Raw genomic sequence first — 18,850 nt, forward strand, 5'->3', positions numbered from 1 at the left:
CTACCCGGCAAAGAGCACCAGCCACAGGGGCAATAGAAGAATTAAGGCAAAGAGGCTGGTTAAAATCACACTGGCAGCGAAAGCCCGGTCCAAGTGATATACATCCGCCAGAATTAGGGTCATAAAGGCGGGGGGCATGCCAGCTTGGAGTACCATCCCTAGACGGGGCCGGCCGCTGATGCCTACGAGGGTTAATCCGAGACCCAACAGGAGCGGTACCAGTAGCATCTTAATCGTCAGACAGGGAATGATGCGTTCCCAGCGGAGCTTGAGGGGAGCCTCACCGAGGCAGATGCCCATATAGATCAATCCAGCAATCACCATTAACCACCCCAAGGTTAAAAGTCCCTGTTGGGCGATCGCCGGTAGGGGATGTTGTCGTAGCAGCAGTCCGATGCCGACACACCAAAGGGTTGGATTCCGGCCAATGTGCCACAGCAGTTTTGCGATGGAAATGGCGCGATCGCCAAAACTTGCTGCCACGCCAATGCCAGCACTATAGGAAATGAGGAGCGTCCCCATCAGATCAAAAAACAACGCCCAACTGAAGTGCTCTTGCCCCAGCAGTCGCCAAGTAATTGGAAAGCCAATAAAACCCGTGTTGCCCACCATGGTCGCCAAGAGAAAACTGCCCTGCTCCTGCCGCGTGTGAGCGGGATATCGCTGTAACCACAGCCACGCCAAGCTGACGCCGATCCCCATTCCTAGCCACGCCAATAGCGGAGCCAACGTGCTGTGACCCGTAATCGGGGTGGTAACAATAAAACTAAATGCCGTTAGGGGCGTCCCCACCCAGAACAACCCTTGCGCCAGCCAAGCCCCCGTCGTTGATGGCAAAAAACGGCTACTGCCATAGCCAATGCCCATGCACAGAAAGATTAATCCGTAGAGTTCAGCGAGGGTCGGCAGTAGGGTAAGGAGAATTTTCACGGGAAAAGCATACGCCTTGGGACAGGAATTCTGGCTTGACTTTGGCCAAAAAGACCAGCAGTGAAGCCGTGACCACTCCCTCCAACATAGCAAGGGGCAAATGGCCAATCCCAATCGCAGCGATCGCTAGCCATTCCCGCTGTTGATCCAAGGGTGCTGGCAGGCTCAGGAGAATCACTGCGCCAAATAAGAGAACAGCCAACAGCACAGCCCCCGCCCCAAGGATAAACCCGAGGAGCGATCGCCCCCTTGGCGGACAGCGATGCCACAGCCCCCGAAAAACAGCAGCGGCAAGGAGCGCTGGAATCCCCATGATCAGCGCATTGAGACCCAAGGTCGTCAGACCGCCATGACCAAACATCACCGCCTGTAGAAATAATCCCGCCACCACGGCTATCATTGCCCCTTCCCCCAAAAGAATCCCCAGACTGCCAAGGAACATGAGGTGCACACTGGCGGGAGGCAGCGGGATATAAACCGCAGAGGCGGTAAAAAAGGCAGCGGTTAATAGAGCTAATCGCGGCACGATCGCCAGCGGATCCACCGTTGCCCGCTGCAAACGGCGGCAAGACCACCACAGGAGACCACCGCTACCGGCATAACCCAGTCCACACCACAGGGGCGGCACTAAACCATCGGGGATGTGCATGACTACGACTCCACTGGCAGCCGCCGCCGCGACCAAGCAAAGCAAGCTGTGCCAATGGCACCCCAGAGCACTGCCAAGACCATGACCGTGATTTGTGCGGGAGTGTATTGACTCAGGGAAACCGTCCTTGGCGGTTCTGGGACGGCGGTAAGAGCAACCTCAGCCGTTGCTTGGGCATCGGTTGCTATCGGAATCGTGAGTAGGCCGCCATGTCCCCCTTGACGTACCTGCACCTGCCACTGACCGCGGCGATCGGGCACAAATTGAAACTCCCCTTGGGTATTGGTGGTTCCTGTTATTGCTGCTTCTTGGGGGCGATCGGGGGCAAAGACCTGTACCCTAGCATTTGCCATCGGTTCGCCACTGTCATAGCGCGCTGTAATGTGAATCACCTGTTGCGGTTTGTAGCGCAACTCAACCCCATGGGCAAGGGCTTGGGGAACTATCAGTCCTAAGGTAGCCACACTCGCTAAAACTGTTTTCATGAGGAAACCTCCCGACAGTGACCTTCGCCGACATGACCCAAACTCCGCAAAGCTGTCAGCAGTGTTTGAAATTCTTGGGGGCTGAGTTTTTGCTGTAATCCTGTCCAGTCAACCGTGACTCCCTCAGGAGTGCCTAGGGCAGCAAAGGGGTCAAAGCCTACCGCGTCGCGATTGATCTCCGCCGTTGCTGGTTCAGCGCCATCACCAAAAAGATGATCAAAGTGGAGCGTAATCTCTAGCTCAGCGGAACTGTTCGCTGTGACTATTCCCTTGCGTTCATCGCCAATGTAGTCGCCACAAACAAAGGCCAAGGGCTGATCCAACGTAATGTCAAAGGGGAGAGTGACATTGCCCCGCTGCGCTGTTCCCACCAGTTGTAAACTGGGTGCGAGGGTCTGCCACTGCAGGGCATTGAAGTGACCCACCGCCGCCGCAGCACTGCCTACAAGGGGACGCTGATCACTCACCAAATCCACCGTCATAGGATCGCTAAACACAACCGTCACTTCACTGTCGGGGCGATCGCCCGCCTCAGGATCAAAAGGGGGATGGGTTTGGTAGGCAGTCACCGTACCCAACGTCAAATAGACATGGTCAAACTCGAGCTTCCAGCCATCTTTGCTTGTCCATCCCGTTTGCAAGCGCTCTTCACCATTGGCATAGAGCTGGAGAGTGCCCTTTTGCGAGGCGGGCGCACAACTGGCCAGTAGCACTGTACTGAAAATCGTGACTATCCCTAAACGTTGGTATAGATTCATTCCTTTGATCACGCCTGATCACGCCGAAAAAAGCCCCAGAAAGAGCACCCCTGTAGCTATTGGCAAAAGCAATAAAGACACTCTTCCTACCTTAGAAGGGGTGGCATTGGTTCTACAATGCACGGGAGGGGGATGGCGTGGCGGTATAGTGTCTTTACAGAGCGTGATGGAGCGAAAAATGAAACGGGTTTGGGGCTGGTTAGGACTTGTCCTCCTGCTGTGGGGACTGTGGACAGCGCCGAGTTGGGCGGGGTTACAAGACGATCGCTACGATGGGAATATCTTTGCTCTTTACGCTGGCAATGGCTCCTTAGTGCCACCAAAGGTCACCCTAGAGAAATCGCGTCAGAGCGATCGCGCCACATTGCTGCTGTTTTATGTGAACGATAGCCGCGACTGCAAGCAGTTTGCCTCAACCATCTCCCAATTGCAGGGGTACTATGGTCGCGTCACCGATTTCATCGCTATTGATGTCGATGCCTTACCCTTTGGGGCGCAGTTCTCCGCCAATGAAGCGGGCTACTACTACAAAGGCCGGGTGCCGCAAACCCTGATTTTCGATCGCCAAGGCCAATTGCGGCAGGAATTTATCGGTGTGGTGCCCTTTGAAACCCTCGATGACACGTTTCGGGAAGTGTTTGATTTGCTGCCGCGATCGCAATCTCTGGAACTGCGGCCGCGCCCTGTGAATGAAATCAATGTGGAACTGGTGCCCCCGCCACCTGTCAAAGGGAAGAAGCTGGCCAACGAAACGGTAGAGTAATAGTGAGCTTTGCAGCGAGGTACAAGATGGAGTTACCCACCCTACAGGAACGTCTAGCAGTTGTTTTGGCGAAACGGGAGAGCCTCAAAAAGCTCTTGGAACTCCCCGGTCATGGCACCCTCACCATTGACATTGAATCCGCCCTCGCCGAACTCGATGAATTGATTAGCGACTTCAAGCGCACGTTTCCAGACCTCGACATTCCTGCCTAGGAGGTTCACGATGGTGGAGATTACCAGTCGTTGGGTCAAGGTGGTCAATGGCGATCTGCTGATTGATGCCTACTTAGCCGAGCCTGTTGCCCCCGGCCGCTATCCGGCAGTGATTGTCTTTCAGGAAATTTTTGGCGTCAATGCCCATATCCGCGATGTGACCGAACGTATTGCCCGCGAAGGCTATGTGGCGATCGCCCCCGCCCTTTACCAACGCTTTGCCCCCGGCTTTGAAACGGGCTACACCGCCGCTGATATTGATTTGGGGCGGCAGTACAAAAACCAAACCAAAGCCGAGGAACTCCTTAGTGACACCCAAGCGACCATTGCCTATCTGCGCGGCCTTGAAAATGTGGATGGGGATGCCATTGGTACGATTGGCTTTTGCTTTGGCGGTCATGTGGCCTATCTGGTGGCTCAGTTACCGGACATTAAAGCCACGGCCTCATTCTATGGCGCCGGGATGACAACCATGACCCCCGGCGGTGGCCTACCCACCATTGAAATCACACCGAAAATTCGCGGCACGCTCTATGCCTTCTTTGGCGATCGCGACCAAAGTATTCCCATGGAACAGGTGAAGCAAATTGAAACGGCGCTGCGCCATCACGGCATTCGCCACCACATCTTCATCTATCCAGCGGATCATGGCTTCTTCTGCGATCAACGGGATAGCTACGATGCAGCAGCAGCACGGGATGCGTGGGAACAAGTCAAAGAACTCTTCAACACCGTCCTACGGCAGCAACAGTGACCCTATCTTTACAGAACCTTTACATTTGACGCAGTTGCAGCGGAATGGGTTCAATACAAAGGGCTATAGTAAAAGTAGATTGCGTGTTCCCCATCGCCTAAACAATGCCAAAGGCAGTTGCTAAGTTTTAATATTCTTTTAAGTCATGTTCTTTATCCCCGCTGTTGCTGTCTATGACTACTCCTACCCACAAAGTTCTGCTGAAGCAGGGATCCCTTGTTCTCAAGCAGTGCAAAAAAGCCCTTCTTGAACGAGATATGGCTGTCCTTCAGCAGCAGGCACGCATTTTACAAGTTGCAGCAGTGGCATCCCGGCAAACGCTGATTGAGGCAGAAGCACGGCTCTTGGAGCAGGCAGCCCAGCAAAATCAACCCCGGCGAGCAGCGGAAATTCTGATGAAAATCAAAGAATGCTTGGTTGCCCTAGCGGGGGATCAACGTGACTTTGACAGCCTGCCAGGCGTGGCAGCAGAGACTGAGGCACCTGCGAAAAAGCCCCCCTTTATCCAGCGTCCCCATGATGACAGCTACACGAAACGCTTGGGGAACTATCTGGTTGAAGCAGAATTGGTGACACCCGCACAAATTGAAGTTGCCTTAGCCGATCAGCGAGCCACAGGGGCAAGACTCGGCGATATTTTGGTAGCACGGGGATGGCTGCGCAAGGGCACGATTGAGTTCATCATGGAGCGCGTGGTCTTACCCGATCGCCGTCGTCAGGAGGCAGAAACTCCCTCTTCGCCATCAACCTCTCCCGCAACTCAATCGCCCCGCACACCCCCCGCCCCTGGTACGTCAGTGAATGACCGGGCAACCTTCATTGATACCAGCCACTTAAATTCTCTGTAGGTTTGGCGGCAGTGGCGATCGCGTATTCTCCGAAGGTTTTGGAACGGGGCGATCGCGCCCTGCGCTGTAGTCCCTTTTTGCCCCTCTTGTTTCAGACAATGCAGCAGCGGAGTGTGGCACTCCTAGAAATTGTGGGCGAAGCGGGTCTTCAATCGGGATTCACGCGATCGCCCTTGCCTGTGCTCCTAGCAGAAGCAGAGTTGGACTGGTTGATCCGCGTCGGTTTACTGCGCCGCGAAGTGGATGGCCAAGGCCTCACCGATCGCTATCGCCTCACTCCCTTGGGGCAACAGTTGATTCAACGTTATCGCCAACCCACATGGGCGGCCTCTTGGGGCGATCGCTGGCGCAATCAACTCAGCCGCTGGTGGGGAATGTAACGGTTCTGTAATGACCTGTAATGCATTGGGGATTTTCGCTACCATGCTTTATGAGTGCCGTTAGCAAGAGCGAGACGCAGCTTTTTATGGTTAATACCGTCGCCAAACCAGAGTTTGAAGAACTGCGGCCGGGCATTAAAGCCCCCGCCAAGGAAACCATCCTCACGCCCCGCTTCTATACCACTGACTTTGAAGCGATGGCCAATATGGACATTACTGAAAACAAAGCAGAACTTCAGGCCATCCTTGAGGAATTCCGCTGCGACTACAACCGCCACCACTTTGTGCGGGATGCAGAATTTGAACAGTCTTGGGATCACATTGATGGCGAAACCCGCCAGTTATTTATTGAATTTTTGGAGCGCTCCTGCACAGCGGAATTTTCTGGCTTTCTCCTCTACAAAGAACTCAGCCGCAAGCTCAAGGATCGCAACCCCCTATTGGCAGAATGCTTTGCCCTGATGTCTCGCGATGAAGCCCGCCACGCTGGCTTCTTGAATAAAGCGATGGCCGACTTTAACCTATCGCTGGATCTTGGCTTTTTGACGCAGCACCGCAGTTACACCTACTTTGAACCGGAATTCATCTTCTACGCCACCTACCTCTCCGAGAAAATTGGTTACTGGCGCTACATTACGATCTATCGCCATCTGGAGAAGCACCCCGAACATCGCATCTACCCCATCTTCCGCTTCTTTGAGAACTGGTGCCAAGACGAAAACCGCCACGGTGACTTCTTTGACGCCGTGATGCGTGCCCAGCCGCAAATGCTGGATCGGCCGCGCACCTTCTGGCAAAAGATTAAGGAAATTCCCCTGTCCCTCTCTGGTAAGAAATGGGCACGCTACTTCATGGTCTGCTGGCTGCCACCAAAACTGTGGTGCCGCTTCTTCCTGCTCTCGGTCTTTGCCACAATGTACCTCAACGATTTGCAACGGGCGAAGTTCTATGCTGCGATTGGCTTGGATGCCCGCGAGTATGATCGTGAGGTGATTGCCAAAACCAATGAAACCGCAGGCCGTGTTTTTCCGGTGATTCTCGATGTCGATCATCCAGAATTTTATCAGCGGTTAGAGCGGTGTGTCGAAAACAATGCCAAGCTGACAGAAATTAGCAAGCAAAATGGCGGTTTTCTGAAGAAACTTCCCCTCTATCTCTCGAATGTGTGGCAAATGATCAAGTTGTTCTTGATCCCCGCCAAGGCACCCACGACGGCGGCAGTGCGTTAATTTCCTCTGCGGCTTAAAAATATACTGATCTCCATGGGTTGCGTCTGCGGGCGTAACCTTTTTTTCACTTTTCCTACAATTGATGTCCGTATTATTACGGAGTGTTGCGGGAGTATGAAAAGAATCTAAAAGCACTTTTGACCACTGGGGATCGCTAAAACCTGCTTCCTAGGCCTCTTTGACCCTGTGATCACTGCAAAAGTCGCTGAGGACAATTTCATAGGATGGAAGGTAGAGAGCCTAAAGATTTTACTTCGGAGTTGATCCCCGCGATGGACAGCCCAATTCTCACTCCCACAACTTGCCGCTTTTGCCGCTTCTATTATTCCGAAGGGCGGCGTGGTGGTACCTGTGAAAAACTGAATGTGCCGGTGCGGGGGTTTTGGCGGGCCTGTCCCTTGGCGGCAGCCATCCCTAGCCGTGAACATCAGCCAGCGATCGCGACAAGCCCATCAACCACTGCTAGGGCGGTGAGTGCGTCCGTATTTTTCTTTGAGGATGATCCCGAAGCCATTGAGTGACCTCAGCAAGGGTGGGTTGACCAGCGATCGCCCCCCGTTTTGTCGTCACGAGCGCCCCCACCACCGTGGCAAATTCTAAACAAGCAGCCTGCCATTGGGGGTCACGGTAGATTTCCGGGCTGCCCTGTAATAACTGGGCAATCCAACCCGCAACAAAGCCATCGCCGGCACCAGTGGTATCCACAACGGGCATGGCGGGTGGTTGTAATTCCCCTTGATTTCCGTGCCAGCAGTAGTGAATAGTTTGATCCCCGTCAGTAATGACCACAGCATGGTCAGGTGCCGTCCCCCAAAGGGCACGATAGACAACTTGGGGATCACTGTCAGAGAAAAATAATTCCGCCTCTTCCTTGGCCAGTTTCAGGAAATGCGCCTGTGCTAAAAAAGGACGAATGCGTTCAGGAGCAGCACTCGCATCCCGCCAAAAGATCGGTCGCCAGTTGGCATCAATGAGAATAAAGGCACCGTTTTGCCGCAGTTGCTGGACTAGATGTTCAATGGTGGTGGCGGTGGGTTCACTGGCTAGTCCGAGCGTGCCGGTGACGAAAAATTGTGCCCCAGCTAGGAACGATGGCGAGACTTGCTGGCCAGAGAACTGCATATCGGCAAAGACAGAAGTTCCCGCTGGCGCAAATCCCACAAACTGGCGATCGCCCCCCACCAATTGAACGCGCACTTGCCGCGTCGGCACCCCAGCGACCCGCTCGACCGCTTCGATATTGACGCCCAAAGCGGCTAATTCGGCACAGGCTTGCTCCCCTAAGGCATCGTCCCCCACAGCCCCCAAAAAGGCCGCACTCACCCCCAACTTCACCAAACCACAGGCCACATTGGCCGGGGCACCCCCCAGAAAACACTGCGGGGGATCAGGGGGCACTTCTAAACAGTCAAAGAGGACTTCGCCAGCACAGAGGACAGTGGGTTGGGACATCGCTAATGATTCGCTATAGGGCAATTTAGTTTTTTCTATTGATCCCTAGCCTAGCGATCGCTAGGGGAGTGTGTCAAAATGGTAGCAATTCCAAGATCGAGGGACACTGCAACCGTGTTTGTTCTCAGTGGTTACGAGTATTTTCTTGGCTTTTTGATTATCTGTGGTCTGGTACCCGTACTGGCTTTAGCTGCCTCTGCGCTATTGCGTCCCAAATCCGGGCGGATGATCCGCTTGACGACCTACGAATCGGGGATGGAACCCATTGGTGGCGCGTGGATTCAGTTCAATGTGCGCTACTACATGTTTGCCCTCGTCTTTGTCATTTTTGATGTGGAAACGGTCTTTTTATATCCTTGGGCGGTGGCCTTCCATCAGTTGGGCTTACTGGCCTTTATTGAAGCCTTGATTTTCATTGCCATTCTGGTCGTGGCTCTAGTTTATGCGTGGCGCAAACGTGCCCTCGAATGGTCTTGAGTGAGTTGATTGCCTTTAGGTTGGAGCAGCGAACATGAGTGACACCCCCGAAGCCCCCATTGTTGAAGCTGGCCCTGTATGCCGCCTTCTCCAGTCTCAAAACCTGAGTGTGGAATCCCTCGGTACCGATGCCTCTGGCGTAGAAATCATCAAAGTGGATCGCGATCGCCTGCTGGCGGTGTGCCAAGCCCTCTATGCCGACGGCTTTAACTATTTGCAGTGCCAAGCCGCCTATGATTCGGGTCCCGGCCAAGACTTGGTGAGCACATACCACCTGATCAAGCTCAGTGATAATGCCGATCGCCCCCCAGAGGTGCGGATTAAAGTCTTTGTCCCTCGGGATGATGCCCGTGTGCCTTCCGTCTATTGGATTTGGAAAACCGCCGACTGGCAAGAGCGGGAATCCTACGATATGTTTGGCATTGTCTATGAGGGGCACCCAAATTTGAAGCGCATCCTTATGCCCGAGGATTGGGTGGGCTGGCCGCTGCGCAAAGACTACATCACCCCTGACTTCTACGAGTTGCAGGAAGCCTACTAAGCGCCCTTGGTTCCCGCTGATGCTGCCTATTGGTACAGTTGGTCACAGGTACCCGGCCTTGGCTCGGTGTTACTCAAACGCCTCTGGCAGCACTTTGGCGATTTGAAAACTGCTTGGGAAGCCTCCGTAGAAACCTTAGGAAAAGTAGAGGGGATTGGTGCCAAACTCCAAGGGGCGATCGCCCACTATCGTCAGCAGTGCCAACCCCTAGCTCTCTACGAGCACCACTGCCAGCAAAATCCCCACCATTGGGTGCTGAGTGACCCTCGCTATCCACCACTGCTGCGCGAAATTCCCGATCCGCCGCCCTTGCTCTACTATGGCGGGACTCGCATTTTAGAAATTCTCAGTCAACCCACACCAACTGTTGCCATTGTCGGCACCCGTGATCCTTCAGAATATGCGCAGCGTTGGGCGCACAAGCTGGGGTATGCCCTTGCCCAAGCTGGGTTTATTGTTGTTTCCGGCATGGCCGCAGGCATTGATGGCGCGGCGCATCGTGGCTCTTTAGAAGCTGGAGGTGCCACACTGGCCGTCTTAGCCACGGGTGTGGATATGATCTACCCACCAGAAAATCGTTCGCTTTATTACCAGATTCGTGAACGCGGGGGATTCTTGAGCGAGTATCCTAGGGGCGTGGGTGCCGATCGCCCCCAATTTCCCCGTCGCAACCGCATCATTGCTGGTCTGTGCCGTGCGGTGATTATTGCAGAGGCTCCCTACAAATCCGGTGCCCTGATCACTGCTCGCTATGCTGCCGAGTATGGTCGTGATGTCTATGTGCTGCCGGGGCATCTCGATAACCACCGTGCCAAGGGTGCCCTGAGTCTGGTGAATCAAGGGGCACAGATTATCTTGGGAGAAGAAGCTCTCCTCGAACAATTGGGGCATACACCCCCCCTCGATCCAACACCCTTCTCAGCCCCACCCCCAACGCTATCGCCCCCCCAGCAACAGATTCTCGAGGCGATTCAACAACTGAGCCAAGGCAGCAATAGTGTTGCCTTTGATGACATTGTGCAGCGCGTACCCTTGGAAACAGGGGTGGTGATGGCAGAACTAATGCACTTGGAGCTAACGGGTTGGGTCGAGCAGCAGCCGGGGAATCGCTATCGCAAAACTAGCCGTTAAAGTTTCATCAATAAATCTTGGAGGGTAAAATGACAAACTCCCAGAACCTAGAACATCCCCGCGAAGCCCAAGATCGCTTAGTCCTCGAGCGCTTGGGACAAGAGGGCATCAGTGATTACAACTTGGCGGAATTGGGGCGATTGCTGATTCGCTATGATGGCTTCCCCGGTGCCGAAACCAATAAGAAGTTAATGGCAGAGCTGCTAGAAAAATGGCAACTCACGGAGGAAGAACTGTTTGAGCGTACCCGTGCCATTCACGCTCGCGGCGGTGTTTACAAGCTGGGCAGCAATAAACGGGAGGATTGGACTTAGATTTCTTTGCCGTAGAGGCGATCAAGGGTACGAAAGTCCTTTTCTGCTTCTTGCCAAAGGAGTCGGTTATCCGGATCGGCTTTCAGCGCGCGATGCAGGTATTCCCGTGCCGCTTGGGGCTGGCGATCGCGAATGAGTTGCCTCGCCCAGCACTGATAGGTGACGGCTTGCCACTGGCGTACTTCGGCATCTTGAGGCAGCCGACTGGCCAACCCTTCCACAAGGGATATGGCACGTTGATAGCAGCGATATTTGAGAAATTCCTGAAGTTGGCGATAGCTAGCGTGCTTCAGTTCAATCTCAAAGGCAGAGAGAGGCGGCGGTGGCTGCGGTGGGCGAGATTGGGGTTCTGATTTAACAGGGGTAGGCCGAAAGGTGGGCAGTCCTCGTACTAATTTTTCATAGGCCTGTTGGAGGAGAATAAACTTCTCATGGGCAGTGCGATCGCCGGGGTTGACATCGGGATGATAGCGTCGTGCTAGCCGTCGGTAGGCGGATTTCACTTGAGCTAAGGACGCCCCTTGTGGCAACTCCAGAATGCGATAGCACTCTTCTAAATTCATTCCGCAGGGCACAACATGACATCTGCTTTGCATTGTCGGATGTTCACTTCGGTTCTGCAACCAATGTCCTACGCTGGAATCAAGTGAAACATGCGGAGTAGCCCCAGCGTGGAGTCGGCGCACATTTTAGGGACACGGATTGATGTCACCACCTACAACCAAGCCTGTGATCTAATCGCTGAGTGGATTGCTCAAGGCAAGGGGGGCTATGTGGTTGCCGCGAATGTTCATGTGGTGATGACGGGGGTGTGGCGATCGCCCTTTCAACGGGTGGTGAATGGTGCCCAACTGGTGACCTCTGACGGCATGCCCTTGGTGTGGGGCTTACAGCTCTTGGACTTTCCGCAAGCAGAGCGGGTCTATGGACCGGATTTGATGCTGGCGTTGTGCGATCGCGCCCAAGAGGAAGGCTGGCGTATTTTCCTCTATGGCAGTGCACCCCTCGTGTTAGAGCGGCTGCAACGAAATCTGCGAGAGCGCTTTCCCAAAATGCAGTTTGTGGGTGCCTACGCGCCTCCCTTTCGTCCCTTGACCCCTGAGGAGGAGGCCAGCGATCGCCAGCGCATTCTTGATAGCGGTGCTGATCTGGTTTTTGTCAGCCTTGGCTGTCCCAAGCAGGAGGAGTGGATGGCTCGCCAAAGCCCTTTTCTGCCGATTGTCTTGGTGGGTGTGGGAGCGGCCTTTAATTTTCACAGTGGCGTTGTGGCGCAAGCGCCTCGCTGGATGATGGCGATCGGTCTGGAGTGGCTCTTTCGACTCCTGCAAGAACCCCGCCGCCTCTGGCAACGCTATCTGCTGAACAATCCCGCATTTGTTGTGCTTTTTGCCGCTCAACTCCTGCGTTACTGGCTAGGCCGACGGCAAGGCAAGAGACTGTCCTAGGGTTTGCAAGGGAGAGCGTCCCACCTGTTGCTGTGCCCACTGAAGGCTTTGCTGCAATCGAGTCACCAAGGGCAGAGATTTTGCTTGGGGAGCAGTCTCAAAGTAATGGATCAAACTCAAGCCACTCAAGCGCAACACATAGGCTGCCGTTGCCCCCTGTAAACAGCTCCCTGCCAAATAGGTGAGGGAATTGCCCTTGAGCCACTGTCCTAGGGATTGGGTGCCCAGTTCCACAGCCCCCAACTGCACCATTAGCCGCAATAGCTCCTTGGCAAGGGGTTCAGCATCCGCCAAGCGAAAGGAGCGTTGGTAGATTTGACCGAGATCCCACGTGAGGCGCACCAATAGCCCCCCGGCCATGACGAGATCCAGAAGCGGAAGAGGATTCACTGCCGTTGCCGCCGCTGCCAGCCATTGGTAGCGTTCAATGATCGGGGTGGCTCGTTCTTGGCGATACTGGTTGAGGGCGGATTGCGCCTGTTGATGGAGTTGTTGGGCACGGCGATAGGTGCCGGCTAAGACCAGATTCGCTCGCTGTTGGGTGAGACAGTGCAGCACTGCGGAGGTGAGTTCTTGGGGATTGTGGGGTGTAAAGGGAATGAGTTGATCTTGTCCAATCTGGAGTTGTTGCAGTTGCTGCTGTAAATGCACTGCCACGCGATCGCAAAGCGCGCCCTTCGGGCGATCGCGCTCCTGCACCATTTCTGGATACCACACCACAAGAACGTGATAATGGCTTGCTTGCAATACCCGCAGCATCTCAAACTCACTGGCGGTAAGGGCACCCGTTACGGTCAAAAGCACTAAGTCTGCCTGGGGCACCGTTGCCAATGTTTGCTGCTGAAACGTACAGCTATCGAGGGGTAGGGTAGCGACGGCATCGTACACCCGATTGAGAGCATAGGCCGATTGCCCGAGAACACACACCTCAACCGTTGGGCTATCTAACCGCTGTTGGAGTTGGCTGTGGGCTGATTGTAGGGAGGCTTGGCGCTCTATGGGAAGTTCCTGCAAAAGGCTCCGCGTGTCTGCCAGTTGCTTTTCCAGTAATTGAGGATGCAGAGAAGGTTGAGGGGGAGCCGGGTTTGGCGCAGCGGGCGATCGCCGCCAGTACCAATAGCCCAACCCTAGACCAAGAATCAGCAGCCATCCCCACGGATGGTCATTCACCCAGCCACTCAACAACAAGAGAATAATGGCGGCAGCAACAGCCATGTCCTTGTACCCCAAGCAAATCCTTTGTTTGTTAGCTTACCGTGACTGGTGAGCAGCACTCAAATTCCCAAGGCTCGAGGAAATGCAGCCTGAATTTTCTGTCCGCCTATGAAGGTTTCCCCACCTGCTGCGCGAGGATCTGGGGGACATGTTCAAACGGAATCCCATTAAATCTGTTGCATAATCACGCGATCGCCACAGGAATTTAGACAGGGCGCGGCCTTCAATGGGTGGCTCTTGTCAATTCAGGAACGAAGGGGACTATGTTAGCAATCCTCCGATGCGCTTCACCCCTTGTGACTGCTAGGATGGGAGTTACGCTCAAATTTTCAATTTTTCAATTAAGGATTTCTGACGCCAATGGATGTTATCCCCGCCATTGATTTACTTGACGGCAAATGTGTGCGCCTAGTGCAAGGGGACTATGGTAAGGTCAAGGTTTTTCATGATGATCCTCTAAAAGTTGCCCTCTACTGGCAGCGGTTGGGTGCTCCCCGCTTGCATGTGGTTGACCTAGATGCAGCCAAAACGGGCGAACCGCGAAATTATGATCTGATTGCCAAGATCGTCGCCTCCCTTGAAATTCCTGTGCAGGTGGGGGGTGGCTTGCGATCGCGCCAAGCAGTGGCTGATCTCTTTCTCCAAGGTGTCAATCGTGCCATTTTGGGTACCGTGGCTCTTGAGGATCCAGAGCTAGTGGCCAGTTTGGCCGCAGAATACCCCGGACGCATTTGGGTAGGGCTGGATGCTCGCGATGGCTATGTGGCAACGCGGGGTTGGCTAGACACCTCAACGATCTTGGCCACCGATCTTGCCCAAAAAATGGCAACAATGGGGGTAGCAGGGTTTGTTTACACCGATATTCAGCGGGATGGCACTCTCCAAGGGCCGAATATTCCAGCACTGCGGCAGTTATTGGCGGCAACCGATCGCCCAGTCATTGCATCGGGTGGCGTGAGTTCCCTCACAGATATTCTCAGTCTCTTTGCCCTCAGTCCCCAAGGGTTATCGGGGGTGATCGTCGGTAAGGCACTTTATACCAAAGCAGTGGATTTGCGGGAAGCGGTTCGGGCGGTCGGTCAAGGTCGCTGGCAAGATATTCCACCAGATTTGGGAAGCACGACTTGGGCATAAGTAGCCTAAGATCAAGGCGTTGTTACCCCTAAAACGGAATGTTAAAGCACCCTGCACTGCGCTCCCTTGGCAAAATTTGGCGACTATTGGATCGGGGCGATCGCTGGCAACTGGCAGGCATTGGTGTCTTGATGCTCATTGGCAGTATTTGGGAAGCCTTGGGGGTAGGCTTGGTGCTACCCTTTATTGCCGTTATTGAAAAGCCCAGTCGCCTCAATGATCTTCTGTTTTGGCGTCACAGTGCAGCCCCCTTAACCCCACAGGAAGAGTATCAATGGCTGCTCATTCTCAGCATTAGCTTCGCTATCCTCTTTATTTGTAAAAACCTATTTATTGCAGGGAGCAACTATCTTCAGTTTAAGTTTTTGAATGAAAAGCAGCGCAAATTTTCAGTGATGCTCTTGCGCAGCTATCTCTTTAAGCCCTATACTTTTCACTTGCAAAATAATACAGCAAAACTCATTCAAAATGCCAACAATGAAACCACTAATATTTTTAATGGCTACTTACTACCTTTGCTAATTATTATTTCAGAATCTTTGATTGTTTTTGCTATTTTTACAGTAATTATATTGAGTAATCCATTTATTTCCTTAGTTGTCATTGCAATTCTAGCGATTCTATCTTATCTCTTCTTTAGGTTCTTCCGTAAAAAACTGAAAAAAATCGGTGCTCAACGGGTTCACTACGCCCAAAAAGTGGTGCAAAGTATTAATCAAGGCTTAGGGGGTATTAAGGAAGTCAAGGTTTTGGGTCGTGAGCAGATCTTTCTCGATGTCTATGAAGAAAATCTGATTGAGGATCGCAAGGCCAACTTCTTCTTGAATTTTATTAACCAACTGCCCCGCTCCTATTTTGAAACCCTTGCGGTCACAGTCATTATTCTGATTATCATTCTGACACTGATTCAGCAGGGGTCAATGGCTCAGGTCTTACCTTTGATTTCTCTATTTGCGGCTGCTGCGTTTCGACTTTTGCCCTCGGCCAGCCGATTGATGGTGAGTTTGAATAGTGTCATTTTTTACTCTGCTTCTGTAGATATTATTTACGATGACATTTTAGAGGCACGATCGCTAGAAATTCATCAGCCAGAACCTGTTACGATCAAGCCTTTTTGCGATCGCCTCGAACTAATTGATCTGCACTACACCTATCCCAATGCCCCTCGGCCAGCCCTCTGTGGGGTTTCTCTCACAATTAAACAGGGGGAAATGATTGGCTTTGTCGGATCTTCAGGGGCAGGGAAAACCACGATTGTCGATCTAATTTTGGGACTCCTAGAACCTTCTCAAGGGGATATTCGTGTGGATGGTGAGAGTATTTACCACAACCTTGCCCAATGGCAACGGCAGATTGGCTATATTCCCCAAACCATTTATCTTTCCGATGACACGCTGCGCCACAACATTGCCTTTGGCTTACCGGCAGAGGCCATTGATGAAACGGCTTTGTGGGCGGCGGTAGAAGCGGCTCAGTTATCCACGTTTGTCCGTACTCTGCCTGAGGGACTAGATACCGTTGTGGGTGAACGGGGGGTGCGCCTTTCGGGAGGACAGCGCCAGCGAATTGGCATTGCCCGCGCCCTTTACCACAACCCCTCAGTGCTCATTATGGATGAAGCAACAGCGGCTCTTGACAATCAAACGGAAGCGGGAGTGATGGATGCGATTCAAGCCCTTAGTGGTGCAAAAACCATTATTATGATTGCCCACCGCCTCAGCACTGTCATGGCGTGCGATCGCCTGTACCTAATGGCCAATGGCCAAGTGGCGGCTGTCGGGAGCTACCAAGAACTCCTGCAAAACAGTCCAGACTTTCGAGCCATGGCGCAAGGGTATGCAGGCGCTAGCTAGCGGCTCGCTTCTACTTCCTTGAGGGTACGTGCCATTAAAACACGGTGGGTACCGCGTTCGGGTTCGCCGGAGGCTGGCTGTCGTTGCTGGTAGGTGCCATCGGGTTGCAGCTCCCACGCTTGGCGATTGTCTGCCAACATAATTTCCAGCAGCTCTTTGAGTTCCAGTTGAATGGTTGGATCTTGAATGGGGGTAATGGCTTCAACGCGGCGGTCTAAGTTGCGCGATCGCCAGTCGGCACTGCCAATGTAGTACTCTGGCTCGCCATTGTTGCCAAAGTAAAAAATCCGTGAGTGCTCCAAAAAGCGGCCAATGATACTAATCACCCGAATGCGATCGCTCACCCCCGGTACCCCCGGCCGCAGACAGCACATGCCACGAATAATTAGATCAATTTCTACCCCTGCTTGGGACGCCTCATAGAGGGCACGAATCACCTGCGTATCTGTGATCGCATTCATCTTGGCAATAATTCGGCCGGGGTGACCATTGCGGGCGTGTTCAATCTCACGGTAAATCAATTGCAGCGTGCGATCGCGCATTGTGACCGGGGCAACGAGAAGCTGGCGATAATCCCGTTGGCGGGAATAGCCCGTGAGCACATTAAAGAGTTCCGAGAGATCCGCTCCTAACTCGTCACGGCAGGAAAACAGCCCTAGGTCCTCATAGAGGCCAGCAGTTTTGGGATTGTAATTGCCCGTGCCAATGTGGACATAGCGACGAATTTGCCCCGCCTCTTGGCGCACAACCAAAACCGTTTTTGTGTGGGTCTTGAGACCCGGTACGCCATAGACCACGTGGACGCCCACTTTTTCCAGCTTCCGTGCCCAGAGGATATTGTTCTCCTCGTCAAAGCGCGCCTTCAGTTCCACCAAGACCGCCACCTGTTTGCCATTCTCTGCGGCTTTAATCAGGGCACTGACAATCGGCGAGTCCCCTGAGGTGCGATAGAGGGTCATTTTAATCGCCAGCACCTGGGGATCGTGGGCCGCCAAGGTGATAAAGCGCTGCACCGTTGCCGCAAAGGAATGGTAGGGGTGGTGCACCAGAATATCTCCCTCCCGAATCAGGCTAAATAGTTCATTGGCCACGGCTTCCCAGTAGTCGGTGCCCAAAGTTGTAATCTCACTGGTGGTGTCAAACATTGACTCCCGCTCTTCCACCCGCTGAAAACGGGGAGGCACTTGGGGGTGCCATTCCGAATCCTTCAAGTGGGGCAGGGGCAAGCTCATAAAGGCAAACAAATCATTGAGGCACAACAGACCATCCAGTTCATAGACATCAATCTCCTCAAGATCCATCTCTTCCATCAGGGTTTGCCTCAGAAGCGGTGGAATGCCCCGCTGCACCTCTAGACGCACCACCGAGCCAAAGCGACGCTTGCGAATTTCCTGTTCAATGGCAATCAGTAAATCATCCGCCTTGTCCGTTTCCAGTTCAAGATCAGCACTACGGGTAATGCGAAAGGCAAAGTAGGCCTGAATCTCCATGCCCGGAAAGAGAGCCCCAAGGTTGTGGGCAATCATTTCTTCGAGGGGAACCCCAACCCAATGGGCACCTTGAGGCGAGTGCAAATGTTGGGGCAGGGCAACAAAGCGCGGAAACCGATTCGGTACCTTCACCCGTGCCAGTCGCTCTTGGCCAGATTCGGGATCACGGATCAGAACCGCAAGGTTGAGGCTGAGGCTAGAGATATAGGGAAAGGGGTGCGCCGGATCGACTGCTAAGGGGGTGAGCACCGGAAAAACTTGCGCTTGGAAGTAGTCGTTGAGGTAGGCCTGCTGCTCAGGGGTCAACTCATTAAAGCGGGTGAGAAAAATGGCTTCCTTGGCCAAGAGAGCACGCAATTCTTGGTCGAAATAGCGGTGTTGCTCAGTAACGATTGGTAGCAGATATTGCCGCACTGCTTGTAATTGCTCCGCTGGGGGCATGCCATCGGCTCCCCCTTGAACAATGCCACTTTCCACTTGCTGCTTCAAACCCGCCACCCGCACCATGAAAAATTCATCTAAGTTGGAACTGAAAATGGCCATAAATTTCAGCCGCTCTAGGAGCGGTGTGCGGGGGTCATAGGCCTCGTGGAGTACCCGCTTATTAAATTCCAGCCAACTCAGGGAGCGGTTGAAGTAGTACTGCGGATTCTGGAGGTCAATGGGGTTAGACACTTTACGGCGAGGGGACTTCGCAGGGGTCATAGCCGTTTGTTCTACGTTGTCGGTTGCACTAGCATCCACTGTACTCGATTCCCCTTTAGCAGCGTTGGTACCGATTCCAGAGCGT

The 18,850-nt window shown here is 53.5% G+C and carries 22 protein-coding genes; 14 read left to right on the top strand and 8 right to left on the bottom strand.

All coding sequences use genetic code 11. The features are described from left to right. From RHH53_RS04140 to RHH53_RS04155, 4 genes are read right to left on the bottom strand one after another with little or no spacing between them, the layout of a single operon-like run. Positions 1-930, bottom strand: a complete 930-nt coding sequence (locus RHH53_RS04140) for an AEC family transporter (protein WP_310744141.1) — start codon at positions 928-930, stop codon at positions 1-3. Continuing rightward, the gene (cbiM, locus tag RHH53_RS04145) at positions 893-1,624 is read right to left on the bottom strand and encodes a cobalt transporter CbiM (protein WP_310743428.1); all 732 of its coding nucleotides are present in this window, start codon (positions 1,622-1,624) and stop codon (positions 893-895) included. Before cbiM ends, RHH53_RS04140 begins: the two co-directional genes overlap by 38 nt. Beyond that, the gene (locus RHH53_RS04150; RefSeq protein WP_206201186.1) at positions 1,582-2,064 is read right to left on the bottom strand and encodes a carboxypeptidase regulatory-like domain-containing protein; all 483 of its coding nucleotides are present in this window, start codon (positions 2,062-2,064) and stop codon (positions 1,582-1,584) included. Before RHH53_RS04150 ends, cbiM begins: the two co-directional genes overlap by 43 nt. Next, a complete protein-coding gene (locus tag RHH53_RS04155) occupies positions 2,061-2,822 on the bottom strand; it encodes a DUF4382 domain-containing protein (protein ID WP_310744142.1) in 762 nt (253 codons plus the stop codon). Before RHH53_RS04155 ends, RHH53_RS04150 begins: the two co-directional genes overlap by 4 nt. 178 nt (positions 2,823-3,000) lie before the next feature. Between RHH53_RS04155 and RHH53_RS04160 the strand changes: the two genes are divergently transcribed. The 7 genes from RHH53_RS04160 (at position 3,001) to RHH53_RS04190 (ending at position 7,529) form a co-directional block, all read left to right on the top strand. Next, positions 3,001-3,585 carry a thylakoid membrane photosystem I accumulation factor gene (locus RHH53_RS04160; protein ID WP_225901648.1) on the top strand — a complete coding sequence of 195 codons (585 nt, stop codon included), beginning with the start codon at positions 3,001-3,003 and terminating at the stop codon, positions 3,583-3,585. A gap of 26 nt (positions 3,586-3,611) precedes the next feature. Then, a complete protein-coding gene (locus tag RHH53_RS04165) occupies positions 3,612-3,797 on the top strand; it encodes a hypothetical protein (protein ID WP_149820101.1) in 186 nt (61 codons plus the stop codon). 10 nt (positions 3,798-3,807) lie between these two features. After that, on the top strand, positions 3,808-4,551 hold the full coding sequence (locus tag RHH53_RS04170; RefSeq protein ID WP_302678929.1) for a dienelactone hydrolase family protein: 744 nt from the start codon (positions 3,808-3,810) through the stop codon (positions 4,549-4,551). A 173-nt stretch (positions 4,552-4,724) separates the two neighbouring features. Further along, on the top strand, positions 4,725-5,399 hold the full coding sequence (locus RHH53_RS04175; RefSeq protein WP_302678930.1) for a hypothetical protein: 675 nt from the start codon (positions 4,725-4,727) through the stop codon (positions 5,397-5,399). An 11-nt stretch (positions 5,400-5,410) separates the two neighbouring features. Beyond that, positions 5,411-5,779 carry an Npun_F0494 family protein gene (locus tag RHH53_RS04180; protein WP_302678931.1) on the top strand — a complete coding sequence of 123 codons (369 nt, stop codon included), beginning with the start codon at positions 5,411-5,413 and terminating at the stop codon, positions 5,777-5,779. Between the two features lie 86 nt (positions 5,780-5,865). Further along, positions 5,866-7,008, top strand: coding sequence for a magnesium-protoporphyrin IX monomethyl ester (oxidative) cyclase (acsF, locus tag RHH53_RS04185; RefSeq protein WP_149820092.1), 1,143 nt, complete (start codon positions 5,866-5,868; stop codon positions 7,006-7,008). Positions 7,009-7,280: 272 nt separating this feature from the next. After that, the gene (locus RHH53_RS04190) at positions 7,281-7,529 is read left to right on the top strand and encodes a hypothetical protein (RefSeq protein ID WP_190278043.1); all 249 of its coding nucleotides are present in this window, start codon (positions 7,281-7,283) and stop codon (positions 7,527-7,529) included. Here the strand turns inward: RHH53_RS04190 and RHH53_RS04195 are convergent. After that, positions 7,471-8,460 carry a carbohydrate kinase gene (locus tag RHH53_RS04195; RefSeq protein ID WP_302678932.1) on the bottom strand — a complete coding sequence of 330 codons (990 nt, stop codon included), beginning with the start codon at positions 8,458-8,460 and terminating at the stop codon, positions 7,471-7,473. The two genes, RHH53_RS04190 and RHH53_RS04195, sit on opposite strands and share 59 nt — an antisense overlap. A 114-nt stretch (positions 8,461-8,574) precedes the next feature. Here RHH53_RS04195 and ndhC point away from each other — a divergent pair, with 114 nt between their 5' ends. Genes ndhC through RHH53_RS04215 form a run of 4 tightly spaced genes read left to right on the top strand, consistent with a single transcriptional unit; the run spans position 8,575 to position 10,923 of the window. Further along, the gene (ndhC, locus tag RHH53_RS04200) at positions 8,575-8,937 is read left to right on the top strand and encodes a photosynthetic/respiratory NAD(P)H-quinone oxidoreductase subunit C (RefSeq protein WP_149820086.1); all 363 of its coding nucleotides are present in this window, start codon (positions 8,575-8,577) and stop codon (positions 8,935-8,937) included. Between the two features lie 34 nt (positions 8,938-8,971). Next, a complete protein-coding gene (locus RHH53_RS04205; protein WP_206201193.1) occupies positions 8,972-9,478 on the top strand; it encodes an NAD(P)H-quinone oxidoreductase subunit J in 507 nt (168 codons plus the stop codon). A gap of 6 nt (positions 9,479-9,484) precedes the next feature. After that, positions 9,485-10,609: a DNA-processing protein DprA gene (dprA, locus tag RHH53_RS04210; RefSeq protein ID WP_302678934.1), complete on the top strand. Its 1,125-nt coding sequence runs from the start codon at positions 9,485-9,487 to the stop codon at positions 10,607-10,609. Between the two features lie 29 nt (positions 10,610-10,638). Continuing rightward, positions 10,639-10,923, top strand: a complete 285-nt coding sequence (locus RHH53_RS04215) for a DUF3288 family protein (protein WP_310744143.1) — start codon at positions 10,639-10,641, stop codon at positions 10,921-10,923. Here RHH53_RS04215 and RHH53_RS04220 read toward each other — a convergent pair. After that, positions 10,920-11,486 carry a J domain-containing protein gene (locus RHH53_RS04220; protein WP_225901650.1) on the bottom strand — a complete coding sequence of 189 codons (567 nt, stop codon included), beginning with the start codon at positions 11,484-11,486 and terminating at the stop codon, positions 10,920-10,922. The two genes, RHH53_RS04215 and RHH53_RS04220, sit on opposite strands and share 4 nt — an antisense overlap. A gap of 108 nt (positions 11,487-11,594) precedes the next feature. Here RHH53_RS04220 and RHH53_RS04225 point away from each other — a divergent pair, with 108 nt between their 5' ends. Beyond that, positions 11,595-12,368, top strand: a complete 774-nt coding sequence (locus RHH53_RS04225; protein WP_310744144.1) for a WecB/TagA/CpsF family glycosyltransferase — start codon at positions 11,595-11,597, stop codon at positions 12,366-12,368. Here RHH53_RS04225 and RHH53_RS04230 read toward each other — a convergent pair. Continuing rightward, positions 12,336-13,583 carry a YcjF family protein gene (locus RHH53_RS04230; protein WP_206201197.1) on the bottom strand — a complete coding sequence of 416 codons (1,248 nt, stop codon included), beginning with the start codon at positions 13,581-13,583 and terminating at the stop codon, positions 12,336-12,338. The two genes, RHH53_RS04225 and RHH53_RS04230, sit on opposite strands and share 33 nt — an antisense overlap. 360 nt (positions 13,584-13,943) lie before the next feature. Here RHH53_RS04230 and hisA point away from each other — a divergent pair, with 360 nt between their 5' ends. After that, positions 13,944-14,717 (top strand): 1-(5-phosphoribosyl)-5-[(5-phosphoribosylamino)methylideneamino]imidazole-4-carboxamide isomerase, encoded by a 774-nt coding sequence (gene hisA, locus RHH53_RS04235; protein WP_310744145.1) that lies wholly within the window; start codon positions 13,944-13,946, stop codon positions 14,715-14,717. A gap of 38 nt (positions 14,718-14,755) precedes the next feature. After that, positions 14,756-16,570, top strand: a complete 1,815-nt coding sequence (locus RHH53_RS04240; RefSeq protein WP_206201199.1) for an ABC transporter ATP-binding protein — start codon at positions 14,756-14,758, stop codon at positions 16,568-16,570. Here the strand turns inward: RHH53_RS04240 and ppk1 are convergent. Then, positions 16,567-18,765 carry a polyphosphate kinase 1 gene (gene ppk1 / locus RHH53_RS04245; protein ID WP_310744257.1) on the bottom strand — a complete coding sequence of 733 codons (2,199 nt, stop codon included), beginning with the start codon at positions 18,763-18,765 and terminating at the stop codon, positions 16,567-16,569. The two genes, RHH53_RS04240 and ppk1, sit on opposite strands and share 4 nt — an antisense overlap. Between the last annotated feature and the right edge of the window lie 85 nt (positions 18,766-18,850).

The sequence above is a fragment of the Thermosynechococcus sp. PKX82 genome (assembly GCF_031583255.1).
GTDB lineage: Bacteria > Cyanobacteriota > Cyanobacteriia > Thermosynechococcales > Thermosynechococcaceae > Thermosynechococcus.